Annotated in this window: 13 protein-coding genes and 1 pseudogene; 9 read left to right on the top strand and 5 right to left on the bottom strand. The window is 67.1% G+C overall.

Going from position 1 to position 20,061, the window contains the following annotated elements; translation table 11 throughout:
* The first annotated feature begins 70 nt into the window (after window positions 1-70).
* From argS to KUG38_RS12590, 6 genes are all read left to right on the top strand, one after another.
* Window positions 71-1,867, top strand: a complete 1,797-nt coding sequence (gene argS, locus KUG38_RS12615; protein WP_216922218.1) for an arginine--tRNA ligase — start codon at window positions 71-73, stop codon at window positions 1,865-1,867.
* 53 nt (window positions 1,868-1,920) lie between these two features.
* Window positions 1,921-4,080, top strand: a complete 2,160-nt coding sequence (locus KUG38_RS12610; protein WP_216922216.1) for an NAD(P)-binding protein — start codon at window positions 1,921-1,923, stop codon at window positions 4,078-4,080.
* A gap of 230 nt (window positions 4,081-4,310) precedes the next feature.
* Window positions 4,311-4,610, top strand: coding sequence for a hypothetical protein (locus KUG38_RS12605; RefSeq protein WP_216922214.1), 300 nt, complete (start codon window positions 4,311-4,313; stop codon window positions 4,608-4,610).
* Window positions 4,611-4,643: 33 nt separating this feature from the next.
* On the top strand, window positions 4,644-5,666 hold the full coding sequence (locus KUG38_RS12600; protein WP_216922212.1) for a polyprenyl synthetase family protein: 1,023 nt from the start codon (window positions 4,644-4,646) through the stop codon (window positions 5,664-5,666).
* Entirely contained in the window at window positions 5,666-6,748 is a 1,083-nt protein-coding gene (locus KUG38_RS12595; RefSeq protein WP_216922210.1) for a saccharopine dehydrogenase family protein, read from the top strand. Before KUG38_RS12600 ends, KUG38_RS12595 begins: the two co-directional genes overlap by 1 nt.
* Before the next feature lie 35 nt (window positions 6,749-6,783).
* Window positions 6,784-8,049 carry a hypothetical protein gene (locus tag KUG38_RS12590; RefSeq protein ID WP_216922208.1) on the top strand — a complete coding sequence of 422 codons (1,266 nt, stop codon included), beginning with the start codon at window positions 6,784-6,786 and terminating at the stop codon, window positions 8,047-8,049.
* A 14-nt stretch (window positions 8,050-8,063) separates the two neighbouring features.
* On the opposite strand, the gene KUG38_RS12585 is transcribed toward KUG38_RS12590, so the two are convergent.
* The 3 genes and pseudogenes from KUG38_RS12585 to KUG38_RS17160 all read right to left on the bottom strand — a co-directional run.
* Window positions 8,064-11,123 (bottom strand): adenylate/guanylate cyclase domain-containing protein, encoded by a 3,060-nt coding sequence (locus KUG38_RS12585; protein WP_286195988.1) that lies wholly within the window; start codon window positions 11,121-11,123, stop codon window positions 8,064-8,066.
* 163 nt (window positions 11,124-11,286) lie between these two features.
* Window positions 11,287-11,538 (bottom strand): helix-turn-helix domain-containing protein, encoded by a 252-nt coding sequence (locus tag KUG38_RS16975; RefSeq protein WP_286195987.1) that lies wholly within the window; start codon window positions 11,536-11,538, stop codon window positions 11,287-11,289.
* A gap of 145 nt (window positions 11,539-11,683) precedes the next feature.
* A pseudogene (locus tag KUG38_RS17160) lies at window positions 11,684-11,983 on the bottom strand (cyclic nucleotide-binding domain-containing protein); the annotation flags it as partial.
* A 252-nt stretch (window positions 11,984-12,235) separates the two neighbouring features.
* Between KUG38_RS17160 and KUG38_RS12575 the strand changes: the two are divergent.
* The gene (locus KUG38_RS12575) at window positions 12,236-15,775 is read left to right on the top strand and encodes a hypothetical protein (RefSeq protein ID WP_216922197.1); all 3,540 of its coding nucleotides are present in this window, start codon (window positions 12,236-12,238) and stop codon (window positions 15,773-15,775) included.
* A 277-nt stretch (window positions 15,776-16,052) separates the two neighbouring features.
* Window positions 16,053-17,420: a vanadium-dependent haloperoxidase gene (locus KUG38_RS12570; RefSeq protein WP_216922195.1), complete on the top strand. Its 1,368-nt coding sequence runs from the start codon at window positions 16,053-16,055 to the stop codon at window positions 17,418-17,420.
* A gap of 100 nt (window positions 17,421-17,520) precedes the next feature.
* On the opposite strand, the gene speG is transcribed toward KUG38_RS12570, so the two are convergent.
* Entirely contained in the window at window positions 17,521-18,066 is a 546-nt protein-coding gene (speG, locus tag KUG38_RS12565; RefSeq protein WP_216922193.1) for a spermidine N1-acetyltransferase, read from the bottom strand.
* A 77-nt stretch (window positions 18,067-18,143) separates the two neighbouring features.
* Here speG and KUG38_RS12560 point away from each other — a divergent pair, with 77 nt between their 5' ends.
* Window positions 18,144-19,277 carry a pyridoxal phosphate-dependent aminotransferase gene (locus KUG38_RS12560; protein ID WP_216922191.1) on the top strand — a complete coding sequence of 378 codons (1,134 nt, stop codon included), beginning with the start codon at window positions 18,144-18,146 and terminating at the stop codon, window positions 19,275-19,277.
* A 31-nt stretch (window positions 19,278-19,308) separates the two neighbouring features.
* On the opposite strand, the gene KUG38_RS12555 is transcribed toward KUG38_RS12560, so the two are convergent.
* Window positions 19,309-19,977: an MBL fold metallo-hydrolase gene (locus KUG38_RS12555; RefSeq protein ID WP_286196000.1), complete on the bottom strand. Its 669-nt coding sequence runs from the start codon at window positions 19,975-19,977 to the stop codon at window positions 19,309-19,311.
* Window positions 19,978-20,061 lie beyond the last annotated feature (84 nt).

Genomic DNA, 20,061 nt, shown 5'->3' with positions numbered 1-20,061 from the left:
CCGGCCGGCCCCGCCGGTCCGCCGGGGAGGATGATCGAGCCCCCGCCTGCCGTTTGACCGGCTTCGCTCCATGCTGCGCATCGCCCACGCCCTGAACAGCCAGCTGCTGGGGGCCCTGGAGAGCGCGTTCCCTGAGGCGTGCGCCGCCGCCCGTGCGGCCGGCGCACCGCTGGATCCCCAGCTCGGGCCCGCCAGCAAGCCCGAGTTCGGTGATTTCCAGGCCAATGGCGCCCTGGCCCTGGCCCGCCCTTTGCGCCTGGCCCCTCGGGCGGTTGCCACGGCGATCGTGGACCGGCTGACGGCCGACCCGGACTTTGGGGCCCTCTGTCTGCCGCCGGAGATCGCCGGGCCGGGCTTCATCAACCTCACCCTGAGGCCCGAGGTGCTGGCCGCCGAGGTGGGGCGCCGGATGGCCGATCCTCGCCTGGGGGTGGAGCCCGTGCCCCCCGGCGGCGCCCCGGTGGTGGTGGATTTCTCCAGCCCCAACATCGCCAAGGAGATGCACGTGGGGCACCTGCGCTCCACGATCATCGGCGACGCCCTGGCCCGGGTGCTGGAGTTCCGCGGCCATCCGGTGCTGCGGCTCAACCACGTCGGTGACTGGGGCACCCAGTTCGGCATGCTCATCACCCACCTCAAGCAGGTGGCGCCCGAAGCGCTCGACACCGCCGACGCCGTCGACCTGGGCGACCTGGTGGCCTTCTACCGCCAGGCCAAGGCCCGCTTCGACAGCGATGAAACCTTCCAGACCACCTCCCGCGAGGAGGTGGTGAAGCTGCAGAGCGGCGATCCGGTGTCCCGCCGGGCCTGGCAGCTGCTGTGCGACCAGTCGCGCCGCGAGTTCCAGCGTCTCTACGACCGCCTCGACATCCGCCTCGACGAGCGCGGCGAATCCTTCTACAACCCCTACCTGGAGGCGGTGGTGGCCGATCTGGCCGCCGCCGGCCTGCTGGTCAGCGATGGGGGCGCCCAGTGCGTGTTCCTCGAGGCGGAGGACGGCACGGCGAGCCAGGCGCCGCCGGTGATCGTGCGCAAGAGCGACGGCGGCTTCAACTACGCCACCACGGATCTCGCGGCCATCCGCTACCGCTTCGCGGCCCCCCCCGCCGGCGACGGCGCCCGCCGGGTGATCTACGTCACCGACGCCGGCCAGGCCAGCCATTTCGCCGGGGTGTTCCAGGTGGCCCGCCGCGCCGGCTGGATCCCCGAGGGCGGGCGGCTGGAGCACGTGCCCTTCGGGCTGGTGCAGGGGGAGGACGGCAAGAAGCTCAAGACCCGCGCCGGCGACACGGTGCGGCTCAGGGAGCTGCTGGATGAGGCGGTGGAGCGCTGCGAAGCCGACCTGCGCCGCCGCCTGGCGGAGGAGGAGCGCCGGGAGGAGGAGACCTTCATCAGCGAGGTCGCCACAACGGTGGGCCTGGCGGCGGTGAAGTACGCCGACCTGAGCACCAACCGGATCACCAACTACCAGTTCAGCTTCGATCGCATGCTGGCCCTCAGCGGCAACACCGCCCCCTATCTGCTCTATGCGGTGGTGCGGATCGCCGGGATCGCCCGCAAGGGCGGCGGCGATGGCGCGGTGCCGGCGGTGCTGGGCTTCAGCGAGCCCCAGGAGTGGGCGCTGGTGCGCCAGCTGCTGCAGTTCGACGCCGTCATCCAGGAGGTGGAGGAGGAGCTGCTGCCCAACCGGCTGTGCAGCTACCTGTTTGAGCTCTGCCAGCTGTTCAACCGCTTCTACGACCAGGTGCCGGTGCTCAGGGCCGAGGAGCCGGCCCGCGGATCACGGCTGGCGCTCTGCCGCCTCAGCGCCGATACCCTCAAACAGGGCCTGGGCCTGCTGGGCATTCCCACCCTGGAGCGGATGTGAGGCCACGGGAAAGGTCCGGTAGCGTTTGCCGGCACGGCGGCTGATGGATCCGGATGGTCGTGGGAGAGCCGGTCAGAGGAGAGCCGGTCAGAGTTGTCATCATCGGCGGTGGCTGCGGTGCCATGACCGCGGCCTACGAACTCTCCAGACCTGAGCACAACGGCCGCTACGCCGTCACTGTTTACCAGCAGGGATGGAGGCTGGGGGGCAAGGGGGCGTCGGGCCGTGGTCCGTCCGCTCGGGTCGAGGAGCACGGACTGCATGTGTGGCTGGGCTTCTATGAGAATTCCTTCCGGATGATGCGGGAGTGCTATTCCGCCCTGGAGGCGTCGCCGGAGGGGTCACCGTTCGGCCCCTGGCAGGAGGCCTTTCTGCCGGAAATGGATGTGGGCCTGTTCTCCAGGGCAGGATCGGCTGACTGGCAGAAGTGGACGGCGCAGTTCCCACCCAGGCCGGGCCTGCCGGGGGACCCCCTGGAGCCCGGCGCCGTCTATTCCATGGCGGGATATCTGCAGCAGGCCATTGCCATGCTGCGCACCCTGATCCTGGATGTGGAGGTGAGCACGCCGACGGAGCCCCGCGATGGGGACCAGCCCGGGGACCTTCTGGAAGCCATGGCCGGCTGGGTGGCGGGGGGCACGTTCACCGGCGCGGCCCTGATCGTGGAGGGGCTCGGTCTGCTGAGCAGTGCCCTGCGGATCCTGCCGCTCCCGGTGGAAGCCCCCCTGATCCGCTTCGTTGAGGAGCTGAACACCGCCATCCGATCCTGGCTGGAGGAGCGATGGCTCTCGGATCATCCCAAGCGCTACATCTGGGAGATCGTCGACCTCGTGCTGGCGATCATCGTGGGCAGTCTTCGATTCAATCTGCTCCGTGACCCCAGGGGACTGGATGCGATCGACCACTACGAATGCAGGGAATGGCTCCGCCTGAATGGGGCTACGGAGCGGGCCGTACGCTCCCCTTTCGTGGTCGGTCTTTATGACCTTGCCCTGGCCTACGAGGACGGTGATTCCAGCAAGCCGGCCCTCGCGGCCGGACAGGCGATCCGGGGTTCCCTGCGCATGTTCTTCGGCTATCGAGGCTCCCTGTTCTGGCGCCTGCGGGCTGGCATGGGTGATGTGGTGTTTGCACCCCTGTATGCCTTGCTGCGTCGCCGGGGGGTGCGTTTCCAGTTCTTCCACAAGCTCACCGATGTTCAGATCCCTGCAGGGCCACCGATCCAGCCCGGCGATCGCAGCCATGTGGAAGCCCTCGAGTTTGAGGTTCAGGCCGAGATTCACGGGAGCCGCGACTACGACCCCTTGATCAACGTGGGCCATCGCCCCTGCTGGCCATCGCAGCCCGATTTCAACCAGCTGGTCGACGGTGACCGCCTCCGTGTCGAACAGCGGGATTTCGAGTCGCACTGGGATCGCTCGTTCGCCTCCAGACGCCGCCTCGAAGTGAAGCGTGACTTCGATGCCGTGGTTCTGGGTGTCAGCATCGGTGCCGTCCCCCATGTCTGTTCCCAGATCCTGGCCAGGGATCAGCGCTGGGCCACCATGGTGGAGAAGGTGAAGACCACGGCGACCCAGGCCTTTCAGCTGTGGCTGCAGGAGGACCTGTCCCAGCTGGGATGGCAGGGTCCTCCCTACATCGTCTCGGCCTTCGATAAACCCTTCGACACCTGGTGTGACATGGCCCATGTCATTCCTGAAGAGGCGTGGGCGCGGCCTCCCGCCACCGCCATCTACTTCTGCGGCGTGCTCCGGGATCCGCCTGTGCCGCCGCCAGATGCCGACAGCCACTATCCACTGCGGCGAGCGGAGGAGGTCAGGGAAAACGCCGTGACCTTTCTGCGCAACGCCGGCTCGGCCCTGTGGCCCCTGGCCTATGACGCCGCGGGAGCCTTCCGCTGGGAGCTGCTGGTCGATCCAGATCCGCCGGAGGGTGCCGGAGAGCTCCAGGGTGAGCAGCGATTCCTGAGCCAGTACTGGCGGGCGAACGTCAACCCGAGTGACCGCTATGTGCTGGCGCTGCCAGGAAGTCTGAAGCATCGGATTTCTCCGCTGGATCCCACCTACGACAACCTGACCATCGCCGGAGACTGGACTGACTGTGGGTTCAATGAGGGATGCACCGAAGCCGCCGTGATCTCCGGGCGGCTGGCGGCCCACGCCCTGTCTGCTTCACCGCCATTGGCTGAGATTCACGGATACGATCATCCTTGAATCTTTCGGTATACAATCTCCGCTAACGTACGAGCGTATCAATGTCAGATTCCCAGCCGCCAGATTCCCAGCCGCCCGGTTCCCAGCAACCAGATACTCAGCCGGGAATGGAGCAGGAGGCAAGCCCGGAGGGCCGTTGGCAACGTCCCCCGCTCGAGCGTGAGACGCCCTTCCGGAGCGGCTGGTCAGAGGGAGGTCCTCACCTGGGGGGGCGCCGCATCACCGACACGGTGGAAGACACCATCCGAACGGCCTATCAGGTCATTGGCGAGAACTTTCGCCAGGGTCATGACGCCGCCGAGCGCTACAGCCAGCAGACACCCCGCGGCGCTGCCGATGCCTCCCGCGACCTGGGCGCCCTGACCAGCCGCATGATCCAGTTGGGACGGGACATGGCCAACACCTATTTTGATGCCATGGATATCCTCTTGCAGGAGGTTGATCAGCGTCGCGCTGAGCGTGAACGCCCGCAGGAGCGGCGGGATTCTGCTGCGGGCACTGGAGTTGATGATGGCGGCGAGCCCCGTTAATGCAGGCCGTGGTTCTTGTGGTGCGTGGGGTCCATGACCAGAACGATCCAGCCACTGCTTGAGTCCTATGGGACGCTGATTCGCGAGTATGTGGATCGCTATCTCACGAGCCAGCCCCGGGCTCCCTATCTCCATGACCTCCTGGCCGATTATCCGAGCCGTGGCGGCAAGATGATGCGGCCGTGCATCTGCATGGCCAATGCGCGGGCCTTCGGAGGACGGCTGGAAGACGCCATCCCCTTCGCCGGTGCGGTGGAGATTCTCCACAATGCCCTGCTCATTCATGACGACATCCAGGATGAAAGTGTGGAGCGACGAGGCCTCCCCACCTTGCATGCCCTGCATGGTGTGCCGCTGGCGATCAACGCCGGTGATGCCATGTTGCTGATGGCCTTCGGCCCCCTGCTCGACCATGTCGGCAGTCGCGGTGGCCTGTTTGCCCGCAGGATTCTTGACGTGACGCGCCGGATGGCCAGGGAAACGGCGGAAGGGCAGGCGCTGGATATCGGCTGGAGACAGGACCATCGCCATGACATCACCACGGCTGACTATCTCACCATGGTTCTGAAGAAGACGGCATGGATGGCCACCATCTGGCCGGCCCAGGTGGGGATGCTGCTGGGAACCCATGGCCTTGTGGACCCGGATTCCGTTGTCCGCTTCGGTTTCTTTCTCGGTGCCACCTTCCAGATCCAGGATGATCTGCTGAACTTCTCTTCCGAACCCTCCTACGGGAAAGAGCCGCGGGGCGATCTGTTTGAAGCGAAGCACACCCTGCTCTTGATTCATGCCCGTGACCAGTGCAATGCGAGTGAACGCCAACAGCTCGACCACTTCATGAATCTGCGTCGCGAGGAGCGCACCGCTGAAGCCGTGGCTTGGCTTGCGGATCTCATGGTCAGCAAGGGTTCCCTGGACTATGCACGCATGGTGGCGGAGTCCCTGGCGGGTGCCGCGCGCCACGAATTCACCAGGGCCTATGGCCACCTGCCGGAGTCGCAGGATAAGGATTTCATCGAGGACCTGGTCCCCTGGGTGTTCAATCGGACGACCTGATGCCTGAATCTTCCGGTAACGGTTTCCTCCATCCTTCCGGTCGCGTCCTGCTCTACGGCGCCACCGGGTTCAGCGGTCGCCTGCTGACCCGGTGCCTTCAGGAGCAGGGGATCGATGTGGTGCTGGCGGGCCGGAATGCAGCCAGGCTGGCGGAGTTGGCTCGCCGATGGAAGCTGGATTTCCGTGTGTTTTCCCTCGATGATCCTGCGCAGGTCGAGGCTTCCCTCGACACGATTCAGGTGGTGCTGCATGCGGCTGGCCCCTTTCAGCGCACGGGCCTGCCGATGATCTCGGCCTGCATTCGCACCGGCACCCATTATCTCGATCTGGCCGGGGAATGGCCCGTGTTTCAGCAGGCGATGGATCAGGGTGATCGGGCCGCTGCCAACGGCGTGATGCTGATGCCGGGGATCGGCTTTTCGGTCGTGGCGTCGGACTGTCTCCTGGCGATGGCCCGGGCCAGGTTCCCTGAGGCGGTCGCTCTGCGTCTGGCCCTTTCCGCCCCTGATGTGATGTCACGGGGCACGTTCCGCAGCCTGATGGGACTCACCAGCTCCACCGTGATGGTGCGCAGGAACGGGACGCCCACCTGCCTGCCTGCGGGGTCGCTGTCGCGCTGCTTCGACTTCGGCGCTGGCTTGCGGCAGGCGGTCGCCGTCACCTGGCCGGATGTCTTCATCAGCCAGGTCACCCATGGCATCGCCACCCTGGAGGTGTATGCCCAGGCGGATTGGCCCGTTCAGTTCGCCTACCGGGCCGGCTCCCGCTTGGCCCCTCTCCACCAGTCGGCCCTGGGCCAGCGGCTGCTGGATCTTCTCAGTCAGGGCTGGCCCGATGCCCCCTCCGCAATGCAACGGCAGCGCTCCGGCTTCACCCTTGTGGTGGAAGCGGAGGATCGCTGGCGACGCTGCCGCTCCCTCCGCATCCAGACGCCGGATGGCTATACCGTCACCGGTGCGACGGCAACGGCGATCGTCGGGCGTGTCCTCAAGGGCCATGTGGCTCCGGGTTTTCAGTCGCCCGCGCATCTCTACGGAGGTTCGCTGCTGGAGGACGTGGGTTGTGTTCTGCCAGTAGGGTGAGCCAACGCGTATCGGGACCAGTCGCACCTGCATTCGTGAACGATCTTCCCTATCTCGACAATCCACTGGATGGCCAGCAGGAGGCCCCCCCTTACCTGTTCACGGGCATTCAGTCGCACTACTTCAAGCTCAAGGCCCAGGCCGGCGCCCTGGAGAGCTTCTGCGCACGCTATCTCAACCCAGCATCCAACTCTTTCACCTACTGGCCGCTGTCCTCCCTGCCGCTGGTGGGTGCCGGCTTTGGACAGCCTTTCGTTGTCCTTGGGGTCCTCTTCTATCCAGACATGCGGTCTGGCAGCTTCCACCCTGAGCGCTCCACCCGGCAGCACGAGGTCTTTTTCTCCTTCCCCGTTCTGCGCTTCAACAATGGATTCCCAGACAAGATCTGCTGGGTCTACCCATTCATCTGTGTCGACAACATCCGTTCAGCGATCACGGGTCGAGAAGTGATCGGGCTGTCCAAGCTTGTGGGCCGATTCGATTGCCTGGATTCCCGCCCATCCGGTTCGTCACACCCCCCGTCCCGCGATTCCCTGTCCGGAGAGCTGTTCGGTGAGGATACGGATTCGTTGGGGATCAGTGTCCCCACCTACATGCGCTATGGCCGTGACAGCCATGAGCATATGCTCCCCATCATCCGCATCCAGGCGGACCCCAAGTTCCAGCCTGAGGGCCTGCTCGGCGACACGGCGTCTGACCTGCAGGACTCTCCGGTCCTTGACCGCACCGCAGCCGAGGCACGGGCTGGCTTCGGACTGCCCTGGCCCACCCCTGACGCGGCCAGCGCGGCAGCTTTCCTGAGCCGAATCGAAGAGTTGGTCCATGGATTCACCTTCCTGACTCCGAAGCTGGCCATCAACAGCCTCAAGCAGACGAGGAGCAGTGTTGATCCCGCCTATTCAGACCATCAGGCCCTGCTGGAGACGGTCTGGCAGTCGGAGAACGTTCGCCAACTCCGATTCTGGGAACTCGGCCACTTCCGAATCCAGATCTTCAACTATGCTGGCCTGCCCCTGGCTAACCAGCTCGGCCTGGGGGAATACAAGCGAGATGGTGATTTCATTGAACTGGAAGGGCTGGGCTCCAGCTATTCCCTGAGCACCGATCTGCGGATGGTGAGCTCCTCCGTTCTGGCGGAAGCGAATGGGGCTGCGCCTACGGCTGGCAGCACCCTGCTCCGTGATCTCACCAACATCCCCATCGCCTGCCTGTCCCTGACAGCCGACGTTGCGGATGCCTATTTCCAGTGGGGTGGCTTGTCCGTTTCGCTGGCGCGACAGGCGCTCGGCCTGAAACCCTGAGTCAGCGCCTCCGGTTACAGCGCGGACCCGCCGATCCGTTCCCGGGCGTAGAGCTGTTTCTTCTCCTTGATCATGGTCTCGAAGCTTGTGGCCCCCTGGGTCCTGGCCAGGGCCAGGGCCTGATCCAGGGCCTCCATCACGGCGGGCTCGTCATGGCCCATGGCTCTGGCGATCACGTCCGCTTTGCGGACATGGACCAGGGGCATGAAGTAGGCCTCACCTGAGCGTCTGACCGCCTCCTCCGCTGCCTGAATCGTCGCGAAGGCCTCGGGCGCCGAGCCAGCCAGGGAGTGGAGCGTCGCAATTTCCGCCAGTCGATATCCCTCCAGTGTCATCACACCCAGGCGCTGCTGTTCTCGCATGCCTTCCATCGCGATCGCCAGGGCCTCGCCCCCCGGCTCGGCCTGGCCTGCCTGTGCCAGGGCGACCCCTTTGTACACCTTGGCTATGGCGCGCCAGGTCAGGTAGCCATAGGCGTCGGAGATCCTCAGGATGGCATCGCTGAGGGCGATGGCCTCGAGGTAGCGACCTTGCAGCACATGAATCAGCAGTTCATGGCTCATCGTGTAGACCGTTTCGTAGTTCCTGCCCAGGCGTGCGGCGTGTCGCCGCGCCTGTTCGAGGGTGGCGGCCACCTGGTCCGGGTCCGCGCAGGCCTGCTCCACCATGGCGAGGGCCGTGAGCGAGCCGGTCATCGGATCATGGGTGGAGGGAAAGCTGAGATCCCAGCCCTCGTGCAGATGGTAAAGATCAATGCTTTCGCTCAGATGCTGGCGCGCCAGGGCCATCGATCCCTTGACGTAATGGACGTAGCCGATGGAGAAATGGGCTTCGATGCCATGGATGGGATCCCTGCCCTGGTTCCATAGCTGGATGCACTGGCCGGCCGAGCGCTCGGCGTTGTCCAGATCGCAGGAGACGATGTGGAAATTGCAGATTCCCCGCAGGATCGCAAAGGACGACTGGCTGTCCTCCAGACGCTCTGCCAACGATCGGGACTCCTCCAGAATCTGGCCCACTTCGGGCGCCGAGTAGCTGCGGGATCCCGCCAGGCTCATGGCCAGGCCCAGCAGCAGCATCAGCTCCAGGGAAGCGGGCAGACCCTCCGGACGGCAGGCGTCGTTGCGCAGCAGATCCAGGGCCGTCTGGAAATGCTGCACGGCTTCTTCATGGGAGGCCATTTCAGCGGACCGACGCCCCGCACTGATCCAGTGGGGGATGGCCTGCTCAAAGGACCCGGCGCGGGTGAAGTGATGGGCCAGCAGCTGGGGTTCTGCATCGATGAGCTCATGAAACTGAGCCGAGAGTGTCTCGGCGATCTGTTCGTGAAGGCTCTGCCGCTCCCGCTTCAGCATCGTTTCGTAGGCCGTATCACGAATCAGCGCATGTTTGAACTCATAGGCCTCACCGGCGGTCTGATCAGAGAACTGCAGCAGCCCGGAAATCAGCAGATCATCCATCTGCTCACGCAGCACCGCCTCCGGCTCGCTGGAGACGGCCTCCAGCAGTTCGTAGGTGAAGCTTCTGCCGATGACCGCCGCGATACTGGCCAGCCTTCGGGCCGGCCCGAGTCGATCGAGGCGGGCGGCCAGGGAGTCCTGCAGCGTTTCCGGGATGGGGTCGGTGCCATCACCGCCGCTGGAGCCGTTGGCACGAAGCTGCTCGAGCATCGATTTCGTCGTTTCCTCCACGAACAGGGGAATCCCATCGCAGCGTTCGACGATGCGCCTGGTCAGCTGGGGAGAGAGGGCTTCATCGGCGTTCAGGCAGGAGCAGATCAGTTCGGAGGCGGCGCGGTCCAGTCGCTTGAGGTTGAGATGGACGCCGCTGTCGCCCGATGGCCAGGGCGGCTTGAATTCGGGCCTCGCCGTGGCCAGAACCATCAAGGGCTGCTGATGGGCTGCGGTGATCAGACGATCGAGCAGCTCCAGGGTTGTGGGATCGATCCAGTGGAGATCTTCCACGACGATCAGGCTCGGCTGACCATCGCTCCAGGCCTGGATCATCGCCAGCAGGGTGTCCAGTCGAATCTGGCGCTTCTTCTCGGGGGTCAGTCCGTCCAGCGCAGATCGGTCCCCACCGCGCAGACCGATGAGATCGGCCAGAACCTCCAGGCTGCTGGCTTCCGTGGCGCCATAGCGCTCCATCATGCGGGCCAGCTTCTCGTGGCGGCTCTCATCGGGTTCGCCCTTCTCGAAGCCGGCGGCCTTGTTGATCTGCTCGGCGATGGGATGCAGGGTGCTTTCCCTCGTGTTCGGGCCGCAGTACCAGCTCATCTGACGATGGCCCTGATCCAGCAGGGATCGCTTCAGTTCACCGACGAGGTGGGACTTGCCGATGCCGGCTTCCCCCTGAAGCAGCACCAGCTGGCCCTGCCCTTCAGAGGCGGTCTGCCATGTCTTCATCAGCAGCTCCATCTCCTGCTGGCGGCCGATCAACGGCAGATCGCTCGTTTTCCAGCGGGCCTGGGAACGGCAGGAGACGTCGGTTTCCTCCAGCACCGCATAGACCTGCATGGCTTGATTGAAGCCCTTCAGTTCCTTTGAGCCCAGGCTCTGGTGATGGAACAACTCCCGTGTGATCCGATGGGTGCTCTCCGACACCAGGATCTGGTTGGGCCCGGCTTCCGATTGCAGCCTGGCGGCCAGATTCGGGGTTTTCCCCATCATCAGCCCGGCCTTGTGTGGCGTTTCGATGTCGCGGATGCTGGTGGCCACCACGGATCCCGTGGCGATGCCGATGCGGCAGCGCAGCGGGTCGCAGGTGGGCGATGGGAGGCGCCGGATCGCTTCCCGCAGCCGCAGACCGGCCCTGACGGCATTGGGGGCCGCCTCTTCCGAGGCGTCGGGATAGCCGAAGTACGCCAGAATGCCATCACCCAGATACTGGGCCATGTAGCCACTGTGTGAGGACACAATGTCATCACAAATGGCATAGTAAGACTCGACCAACTCCATCAGCTCCTCGGGGTCGAGTTGCTCCGCCAGGGTTGTGGAGTTGACCAGGTCACAGAACAGCACGGTGACCTGACGCCGTTCCGGTGGACGCTTGACAGGTTTCACGCTTGTGCCCATCGCTGGTTCATCGCCGATTCATTGAAGATTCGTCGCCGTGCCCGGGCCTGCGGCCAACGCTGAAACGTGCCGATTACTGGGGGGGATCTTAGCCTTCGTGAACTTTTTCCGTGGGCGTTCTGTCTTTTCCGGCCACCCGGAATCGGGCGTCACCACGGGTTCGTCAAGGTTCCAGCAGCCCCCTCCGCCGCAGCGGTTCGAGATTCGCCAGTCGCAGCCCCTCGGCCGTCTGGACGATGGTTCCCCGGGAGCGGAACTGGGTGAGGATCCGGGAGGTGGTGCCCCGGGCCAGGCCGGCGATGGTGGCGATCTCCGTCTGCTTCAGGTCGGGAATCGGGGCGAGCGGATCGTTTCCATAGCCGCTGCAGAAGGCCAGCTCCAGCAGGGTGGCCAGGACACGGACGGGTGGAGGCATCCTCGCCTCGCAGGCTGAAGCGTCGTCCCAGGCTGAGCAGTCGTCTTCCCTGCAGGCGGGCCATCTCAAGGGCGAAGTCCGTTGAGCGATCCAGTTCGTCCTGGACCGTTTTCCAGCGCAGTTTCACCACCTCAAGCGGGGTGAGAGCCACCACATCGGCGGAGCGTCGACTGTTCCCGAGCAGCATCGCCAGCTCTCCGAACATCTCCCCGGCCCCCATCAGCGCAATCACCACCTCCTCCCCCGGCAGGGTGAAGCGCCGGACCTTCACCACCCCGGAGCGGATCAGGAACAAGCCATCGTTCCAGTCACCCTCGAAGACCAGCTGATGCTGCGCCGGCACCAGCAGCGTCCTGTGCTCGCAGAGAAGACTCTCCAGCTGCTTGATCTCGAGGCCCGCGAACAGTGGGAAGGACCTCAACTCACTGGCCTCGAAGTCCCCCATCACCCTCCGACGGCGAGGCCACCATCCCATGGTTTGCCTGGGTTGTCATCCAGGTGACAGCTGGGTGGCACCGATCTCCCGCCTGGAGGCAATGGGGATCAACACACGCCTGGCGCGATCCCCGGACAGTGGCGCCATTGTGTTGGCTCACCTGTCATGACCTCCACCGTCCTCCATGCGCGGCGTCGGTGGCCCGTGCCAGCTGGGACGCCTGGGTGGGTCGGTTGCTGCTGGCCGGAACTGCTCGCCCTGGTGGTCGCCGGGTCGTCGGGCCAGGTCACCGCGTGGTGGCTTCTGCTGCCCTCCCTGATCCGGCTGAGCTGGTGTTCGGCGGAGCTCCTCCACGGGGCCGGCCATGGGCTGCTGCGGGCCATGGTCGACAGCGACGGCGCCGCCCTGGCCGTGGTCAACGTCCTGGAGCATCGCTCCTTTGGGGAGGTCTTCCGGACCCTGGCGCCCCTGGGGCCGATCGGTCCGGCCGACGGCGGGGTGCGAACGCTGCCCTGGGTGGCCGCCGGTGACCCGACGCCCTGGCGGGTGCGACTGAAGGCCAGCGGCGGTCTGCTGTTCAACCTGCTGGCCCTCGCCCTGGCCTGGGGCGGCCTGCTGGCCTTGCCCGCCGATGATTCCGCCCCGGTTCGGGCCCTGCTGGTCAGCGTGGCGGCGGCCAACGGCGCGCTGCTGCTGGCCTCACGCACCGACTGGCAGGCCATCGGGCGCGGCCGTGCCGCCTGCTTCCACTGCGGCCATTTCGGCTTCATCAGTGCGGACGATCCGGCGGCACGGGGCGAGCTGTTGTCGCCGCCTGCCATCGACCGCTTCCGGGCCATGGGCCTGGAGATGGAAACCCGGGGAGCCCCCGCGGGAGCCGGTCTGGTGTTGGTGCGGGATCGGAAGGGCCGGATCGGCTTCGTCGGGCACGGGATGGCCAACGGCAAGCGCGGCCACCTCACCCGATCCCTGGAGCGCGGCCTTCGCCGTGCCGGACACCGGGCCCTGCGGACGGGTCGACGAACGCTGCCCTCCGGGCTGATCGCGGCCTGGCATTACGGCTCCGGCTCCAGCGGCGCCCCCGGCAACCTGGCGTCCCACTGGCACCAGTGGTCCCCGCCCCAGCGCCGCCGTCTCTGGTCCAGGCTGCAGGGACGCTGGGTGAGTGACTGGCAGGCGGTGCAGCACCGCATCGCCCACGACGGCAGCTTTGAAGGCTTCACCCTGTTCGGCACCGAGGCGGACGTCAACGAACTGGGGGCCTGGCTGGCGGTTGCCCTCCGCTGCGGCCATCCGGCGGCCGGCGCTTCACCGACGATGGCCGGATTGATGGATCTGCTGATCTGCAAGGGCGACTGGTTCGCCTCCGTGCGGCTGGCTTCCCTCCGCCTTCTGGCGGAGCCCGCCACCGCCCCGGCCACCGACGCGTTCGGGCCCTGGGCCACCGGTTTCGAAGCCGCCTTCCAGGATCAGATCGCCTCCCGCCCGGATGCCGGCCTTGATCACCCCGGGGTGCTCGAGGAGCTGACCCTGCGGATCCAGCAGCGGCTGGAGGCCGATCCCCGGCTGCGGCGTTACAGCTCTGCGCGGACGCAACGCTGGATCCGCGCGGCCATCGGCGCGTTCCTGCATAACGACCCCTTCGCCGCGGCCCGCCAGTTCATGGCCTGCGGTCGGGGCCGCTTCGGGCTGGTCGTGATCTCCTCGACCTGGCCCGACCGGCTTGTGCTCTGCAGCCAGGGGCAGCCCATCAGCATCGGTTTCGATGGACCGGGCGCCACGGCCCTCTACGCCTCCGAGCCGGCCGCGGTGGAGGCGGTGCTGGCGGGCCGGCCCGGCTGCCATCGCATCGATCTGGATCCCATCGCCGGCGAGATCGCCCTTCTGTCCCCCACGGACCTCACCATCCACTCGCTCTCCCAGGAGCGTGAGCTGACCCTGGAGGAGATCCGTCGCCGCCGCCAACTCTCCAGCGACGGCCCCGGACCAGCGGGGGCCCCATCCAGGCACGGCCGCCTGCGCCTGGACCCGGTCGGCGCCGACCTGGCGGCCATCCCCGGCCTGCTGTCCAGGATCCAGGACGACTGGATCAATCCCCGCTCGGCCAATCGCGCCAGCGCCAAGGCCCTGGCCCGGTTGCTGATCGGCACGGCGACGCGACGGCAGGAAAAGCAGGCATCGCTCGGCCATGTGGACCTGCTGGTCACGGGCGTCGAGAACAACCTCTGGCTGGGTGCCCACTTCGCACGGGACCTGGAACGGCTCATGCCCATGCTGCATGTGAGCACGCTCTCCGCCAGCTGCGTGCTCCAGCACCTGCACCGCGACCCATCGTCCCTGAATCTGTCCCGCCGGTCGATCGTGCTGGTGCTCAGCGATTCCGGCCATAGCCCCCCCTGCCGGCAGGTGCTGGACGCCTGCGATCGGCTGGTGAGCGAGGCCGTGATCCAGGACGTGTTCCTGGTCATCGGCGATCCGGCCAGCCTTCCGGGGTCTCCGTCGCTGGCCCCTGAAGCCCCCGACGGCCCCGGCAGCCCCGAGGCTCCCGACCAGGCCTTCCGCCATCGCCTGTTCACCACGGCCGCGGGACGCCGCACCTCCGAGGCGGCCACCGCCACGGTGGCGGCCATGCACCAGACCCTCACCGAGCTGCTGTTCTGCCTCTGCCGCCAGGTCCAGCAGGCCTTCCCGGAGCAGCGCCCCCTGGGACTGCGGCTGCGACCCGAGGCCCTGCTGGCCCTGGAGACCATGGAGGACCAGCTCCTGGTCAACGATGTCCGCGAGATCATCGGTGCCGACGAAGGGGGGCAGCCCCACACCAGCGCCGTCTCCCGTCAGCTGGTGCAGGAGGGACGGCAATGGGCCTGGCAGGTCCTGGAGACCCCGACCGCCTGGCTGATCCACGCGCTCTACGTCCTGGGCAGCCTGGGCTGGGGGATGCCGCTGTTCCGGGGCGTCACCCTGGCCCTGTTGCCACTGCTCGGCCTTGCCGAAGGCCACGGGACGGGGGCTCTTTTGCTGGCCCTGAGCCTGCCCGCCGACGTGGCCCTCTACGTCCTGGGTCCCTGGTGCTGGACCCTGGGCCTGAGGTTCCTGCAGGGGCGCCAGCTCCTGGCCCGTACCGGCCGGCGCTCCCTGGTGATCGGGGAGGCCGAGGGGCTGCACCAGTTGCTCAGCCACTACGTCAGCAAGCTCTTTGCCCTGAGCCATCGCCTCACGGCCCTCGATGTGGAGGGCATCGATCCGATCGATTCCCTGCTGCACGGCTATGCCCATCGGCTGGTGCGCGGCACCCTGCTGTTCCTGGGCGTCCCGGACGGCCGCTGCAGCCAAAGGCAGCGTGCCCACGCCGATGCGGTGATCCAGGCGGCACGGCAGGCCGATGGCCACCGCCACCTGGGCGCCGGCCCCGACATCGTCGCCCTGAGTTCTGATCCCTGCATCACCGCCGAGCACTTTCATGCGGCCCTGGTGATCCCCAGCCCGATCCATGGGGGCTGCGGCAACGGCATCCGCCTCCCCAGCGACGATGGCATCGAAGCGATCCGGGAATCCCGCTTCGGATCCCTCCGGCGGCTGCTGGCCGCCTATGTGTTCTTCCATGCCATGGCCCGCCGGGTGGCCGTGTTCCCGGGGCTGGGCTTCGACTGGTGGACCTCCCAGAGCCGTTCGAAGCCGTCGACGGCCACCCCGCCGAAGGACTGCGCGGCTGGGCATGCCCGGGCTGGGTCGGTGGCGGCTGCGTCGGTGGCGATCGCGTCACCTGGGCGCGCCAGGCTGGTCCATCAGCACCGCCGCTGATGACTCACGAGCGTGTGAATGGCCTGGCCAACTGCCTGTCACCTTGATGACAGCCAGCCACCATCAACATGACGGGAGAGCGTGATCGCGGGTCCAGGCCCTTGGGATCGCCCTCTTCACACTCAGTGGGCCCTTCACGGAAAGGACCATGACGGCAGGTGGCATCAGAACACGGTTCTGGATTGACATGAGCCTGGAGTGTGTTCGCAGGGATCACACCAATTCCCTGTCCTCCGGTGACCAGAGGGGCCCCTTCCTCACGGCTCGGGCGCTCGGGATGGCCCTGGCGGCTCTGCATGACGTCAGGTCCGTCGTCGCTGGCTCCGCCACGACGCTGCTCAGCCTTCCGATCCCCGCCGGCCTGCTCCCGTTCCCCAGCCTGAAGGAGAGGGACCTGGCCGCTGCGGCCGCCTGTCACCAGGTGCTCCGGCTGCGCTATCCCAACCAGGCCTCCATGCTGGAGCCGGCCTGGCGCAACTGGCTCGACTACTTCGAGATGGGTCCTGCCAGGACGTCGGTGGAGATCGCCGGCAGGGCCTACGGCACGGCCGTCCATCAGTTCGGCATGGACGATAGGAACAAGGCGCGCGCCGCTTACACGCCAGACGGCTCGCCCTACAACCACAAGGCGCCACCCACCCAGCCGACCCAGGGTTTTCTGGGTGGCGTCTGGGGCAGCGCCACACCCCTGGCCGCGGCCAGGGTGATGGACTTTCCGCCGCCGCCCGGTCGCCTCGGCGCCGACACCGTCACCTCCACCCAGCACTATCGCGATGACTTCGGCCGAGTTGCGGCCAAGGGTGAGATCAACCGCGCCCCCGGCGACCCGGCCTTCCGGACCCTCGCCGAAGAGGTCATCGGCATCGCCTGGGGGTACGACGGCCCCCAGGAGCTCGGAACCCCACCCCGCCTCTACCTGCAGGTGGTGCTGACCGTTCTTGACTCCATCGAGGAACGCAATCCCGGCCAGCTCGAGGAGCTGGATGAACTGGGTGTGATCGCTGGCGCGGCCGTGGCCATGGCCGATGCGGGCATCGATGCCTGGCACTACAAGTACGCTCCGACCCACATGATGTGGCGCCCGGCGGTGGGGATCCGCGAGGCCGTTGCCGGGAACGGGGTCGCCGACCCCAACTGGCTGCCCCTGGGGCGCCCGGACACCAACGGCGCCGGCACGGGTCTGACACCCGATTTTCCCGCCTACCCCTCCGGCCATGCCACCTTCGGGGCGGCGGCCTTCCAGCTGCTGCGGCTGTTCCTGGTGGCCAGGGGGGTCAGCAGCTTCGATGCAGCCGGCAGCGGCCTGGATGATGTGCGCTTCGAATTCGTCTCCGATGAGTTCGATGGTCGCAATATGGATCCCCGCACGCAGCGTCCGCGGGAACTTCTCACCCTGAGTTACGACAGCCTGTGGCAGGCGATGGTGGATAACTCGGTGAGCCGGGTGTACCTGGGGGTGCACTGGCAATTCGATGGCATCACCACCCGCCGTCCGGGCACCGACGACGACGTCTTTGGTGTTCCTGCCACGCCCCGTGAGCTGGGCCACACCGGTGGTGTGTGGCTTGGTGCCAAGGTCGCCAATCAGATCGCTCAGAAACTCAATATCCCGCTCGCCACGATCGCCGCCTCTGGGATCCTCTGACCTCCACCAGGCGCCGGAGGCTGCCGTTCCAGCCCTCCCCGGTCCCGTTCTGCCACCAGGGCTGTCCGGGTCGCCCAGGGCCGCTGCGTCGCCTCGGGCTTCAGCCCTTGGGCGCTCTGGCCAGATAATCCTCCTGAAGGATGTACATGCGTTTGACGTCCCGGTACTGGCCTTCGATGAAGAACTCGCCCACCAGATGGCCCTCTTCGACGAAGCCGCACTGCTGATAGAGGTGCAGAGCCTTTTCGTTGTCGACGGCAACGGACAGGTAGATCTTGTGGAGATTCAGGATGGTGAAGGAGTAGTCGAGGGCCTTGTGGATGCAGAACCTGGCGTAGCCCTTGCCCTGGTGCGCCGGGGCGATGATGATCTGGAATTCCGCCCGGCGGTGGATGTAGTCGATCTCGATCAGCTCCACCAGGCCGATCAGCTCCCTGGCCCCGTTCTCCACGCCCCGCTTCTCGACGACAAAGCGGCGCTCGGCATTGTCGTGGATGTGGCGGTTGTAGAGCTCCTCAAGCTCATCGAACGACTCGTAGGGCTCTTCGAACCAGTAGGCCATCACGCTGCGGTTGTTGACCTGGTCGTGGATGAACCGCAGATCCCCCCGCTCCAGGGCCCGCAGGGTCAGCTCCGCTCTCGCCACCGGATTCCAGATCGTCCTGCACAGACGGTAGGGCTGCGCTGCAGGATGGCAGTCGCAGCGATCTGAGCTCCGCCGCCGTGACCAGCCCCACCCCAGGCGAGAGCCCGGCCGTTCCCCCCTGCCCCCGGGCCCGGCCGGAGGTGGAGACCCTCACCGCCTACAGCGCCCCCCTGGAGGGGCGCCGCGGCCTGCTGCGGCTTGACTTCAATGAGAACACCGTCGGGCCCAGCCCCCGGGTGGTGGAGGCGATCCGCGCCATCCCGGCCGATCATTACGCCATCTATCCGGAGTACGACGGCCTGCGGGAGGCGGTGGTGCGCTCCCTCGGGGGCCGGGGCCTGACGCCGGCCCACATCGGCCTGTTCAACGGCGTGGACGCGGCCATCCATGCCGTCTTCCAGGCCTTCGGCTCGCCGGGCGACCGGTTGCTGACCACCAGCCCCACCTTCGGCTACTACACGCCCTGTGCCCGCATGCAGGGCATGGCGATCGAGGCGATTCCCTACCGCCTGCCGGATTTCGGCTTCCCGCTCGAGGCGATCCGGGCGGCTCTGGAGGCCCCGGACGCGGCGGCGGGCGCCCCAAGGATCCTGCTGATCTGCAACCCCAACAACCCCACCGGCACCCGGCTGGCGCCCGAGCGGATCCTGGAGCTGGCGGCGGCGGCGCCGGACACCCTGGTGGTGGTCGATGAGCTCTACGAGGCCTTCACGGGTGACAGCGTGCTGCCCGTCGCCGATTTCGCAGCGGCCCCCAACCTGCTGGTGCTGCGCTCCCTGGCCAAGACGGCCGGCCTGGCGGGCCTGCGCATCGGCTTCGCCATCGGCGCGCCGGCGCTGGTGGAGCGGGTGGGCCGGGTCTGCGGGCCCTACGACATCAACAGCTTCGCGGTCACCGCCGCCCATGCTGCCCTGGCCGACCAGGCCTATGTGGACGCCTATGTGGCCGAGGTGCTGCGGGCCCGCGACCAGCTCCTGAGCCAGCTGCGCCAGGCCGGTGTGCGCCACCATGCCGCCGGCGGTAACTACCTGCTGCTCTGGCCCCGCCGCTCCGCGGAGACGGTGGAGGCCGACCTGCGCCAGGCCGGCATCCTCGTGCGCTCGATGGCCGGCAAGCCGCTGATCGACGGCTCCCTGCGGGTCAGCCTCGGCACCGGCACCCAGATGGAGCGCTTCTGGGAGGCCTATCGGGCCATCGAGCAGCTCAGCTGACCCTGGCGGCCGGCGTGGCCGTGGGCCGGCCTCAGCGCATCACCTCCACCACCACCCCATCCCCCAGAGGCGGCACCACGGAGATGGTGCGGCCGCTGCGGCGCACCGTGGCCCCCACCATCGCCTTCAGGAACGGCTCCACCGACCCCTGGTCGCAGCCGGCGGGGGGGGTGCCGGTGGTGTACTGCACCGGAATCACCCGACGGGCCTGCAGCTCCCGGGCCACCTCGGCCGCTTCCTGGCCGGTGTAGACCTTGCCGCCGCCGCCCACGCCGATGATCAGCACATCGGGGCGCCCCAGCAGCACCCGGTCGGCGGGGCCGAGGCGGCCGGCGGTGCCGCCGAGGTGGGCGATGTCCAGGCCGCCCTGGCGCCAGCGCCAGAGGGTGGCGTTGCCGAAGCGGCGACCGCCCACCCGGTCGTGGGGGGCGGCGATGCCCTCGATCTGCAGGCCGGCCAGCCGGTAGGAGCCCGGTTTCACCAGGAACTTGCCGCTGGCCACCTGGGCGCCCTCATCCTTGAGCAGGCTGCTGGCCAGGATCACATCGGCGCTGACGCGGGGCACGGGCAGGCCGGCGGCGCACCCCACGGCCTGGAACGGGTTGACCAGCACCCGGGCGCCACCCCCCTGGATCAGCAGGGCGCTGTGGCCCAGGTGGGTGATCGAGACGCCGCCGCCCTTCTGGGCCAGGGCCGGCATCGGCAGGGTGAGTCCGGCCGCCAGGGCCAGACCCGCACCCAGACGCAGGGCCGTGGTGGTGGTGCTACGCAACGCTGTCGCGGA

It is taken from the genome of Synechococcus sp. CCAP 1479/9 (assembly GCF_019038535.1).
GTDB lineage: Bacteria > Cyanobacteriota > Cyanobacteriia > PCC-6307 > Cyanobiaceae > Cyanobium.
Note: the sequence above shows the minus strand (reverse complement) of the source record. Positions and strands in the feature narration are given on the sequence as shown.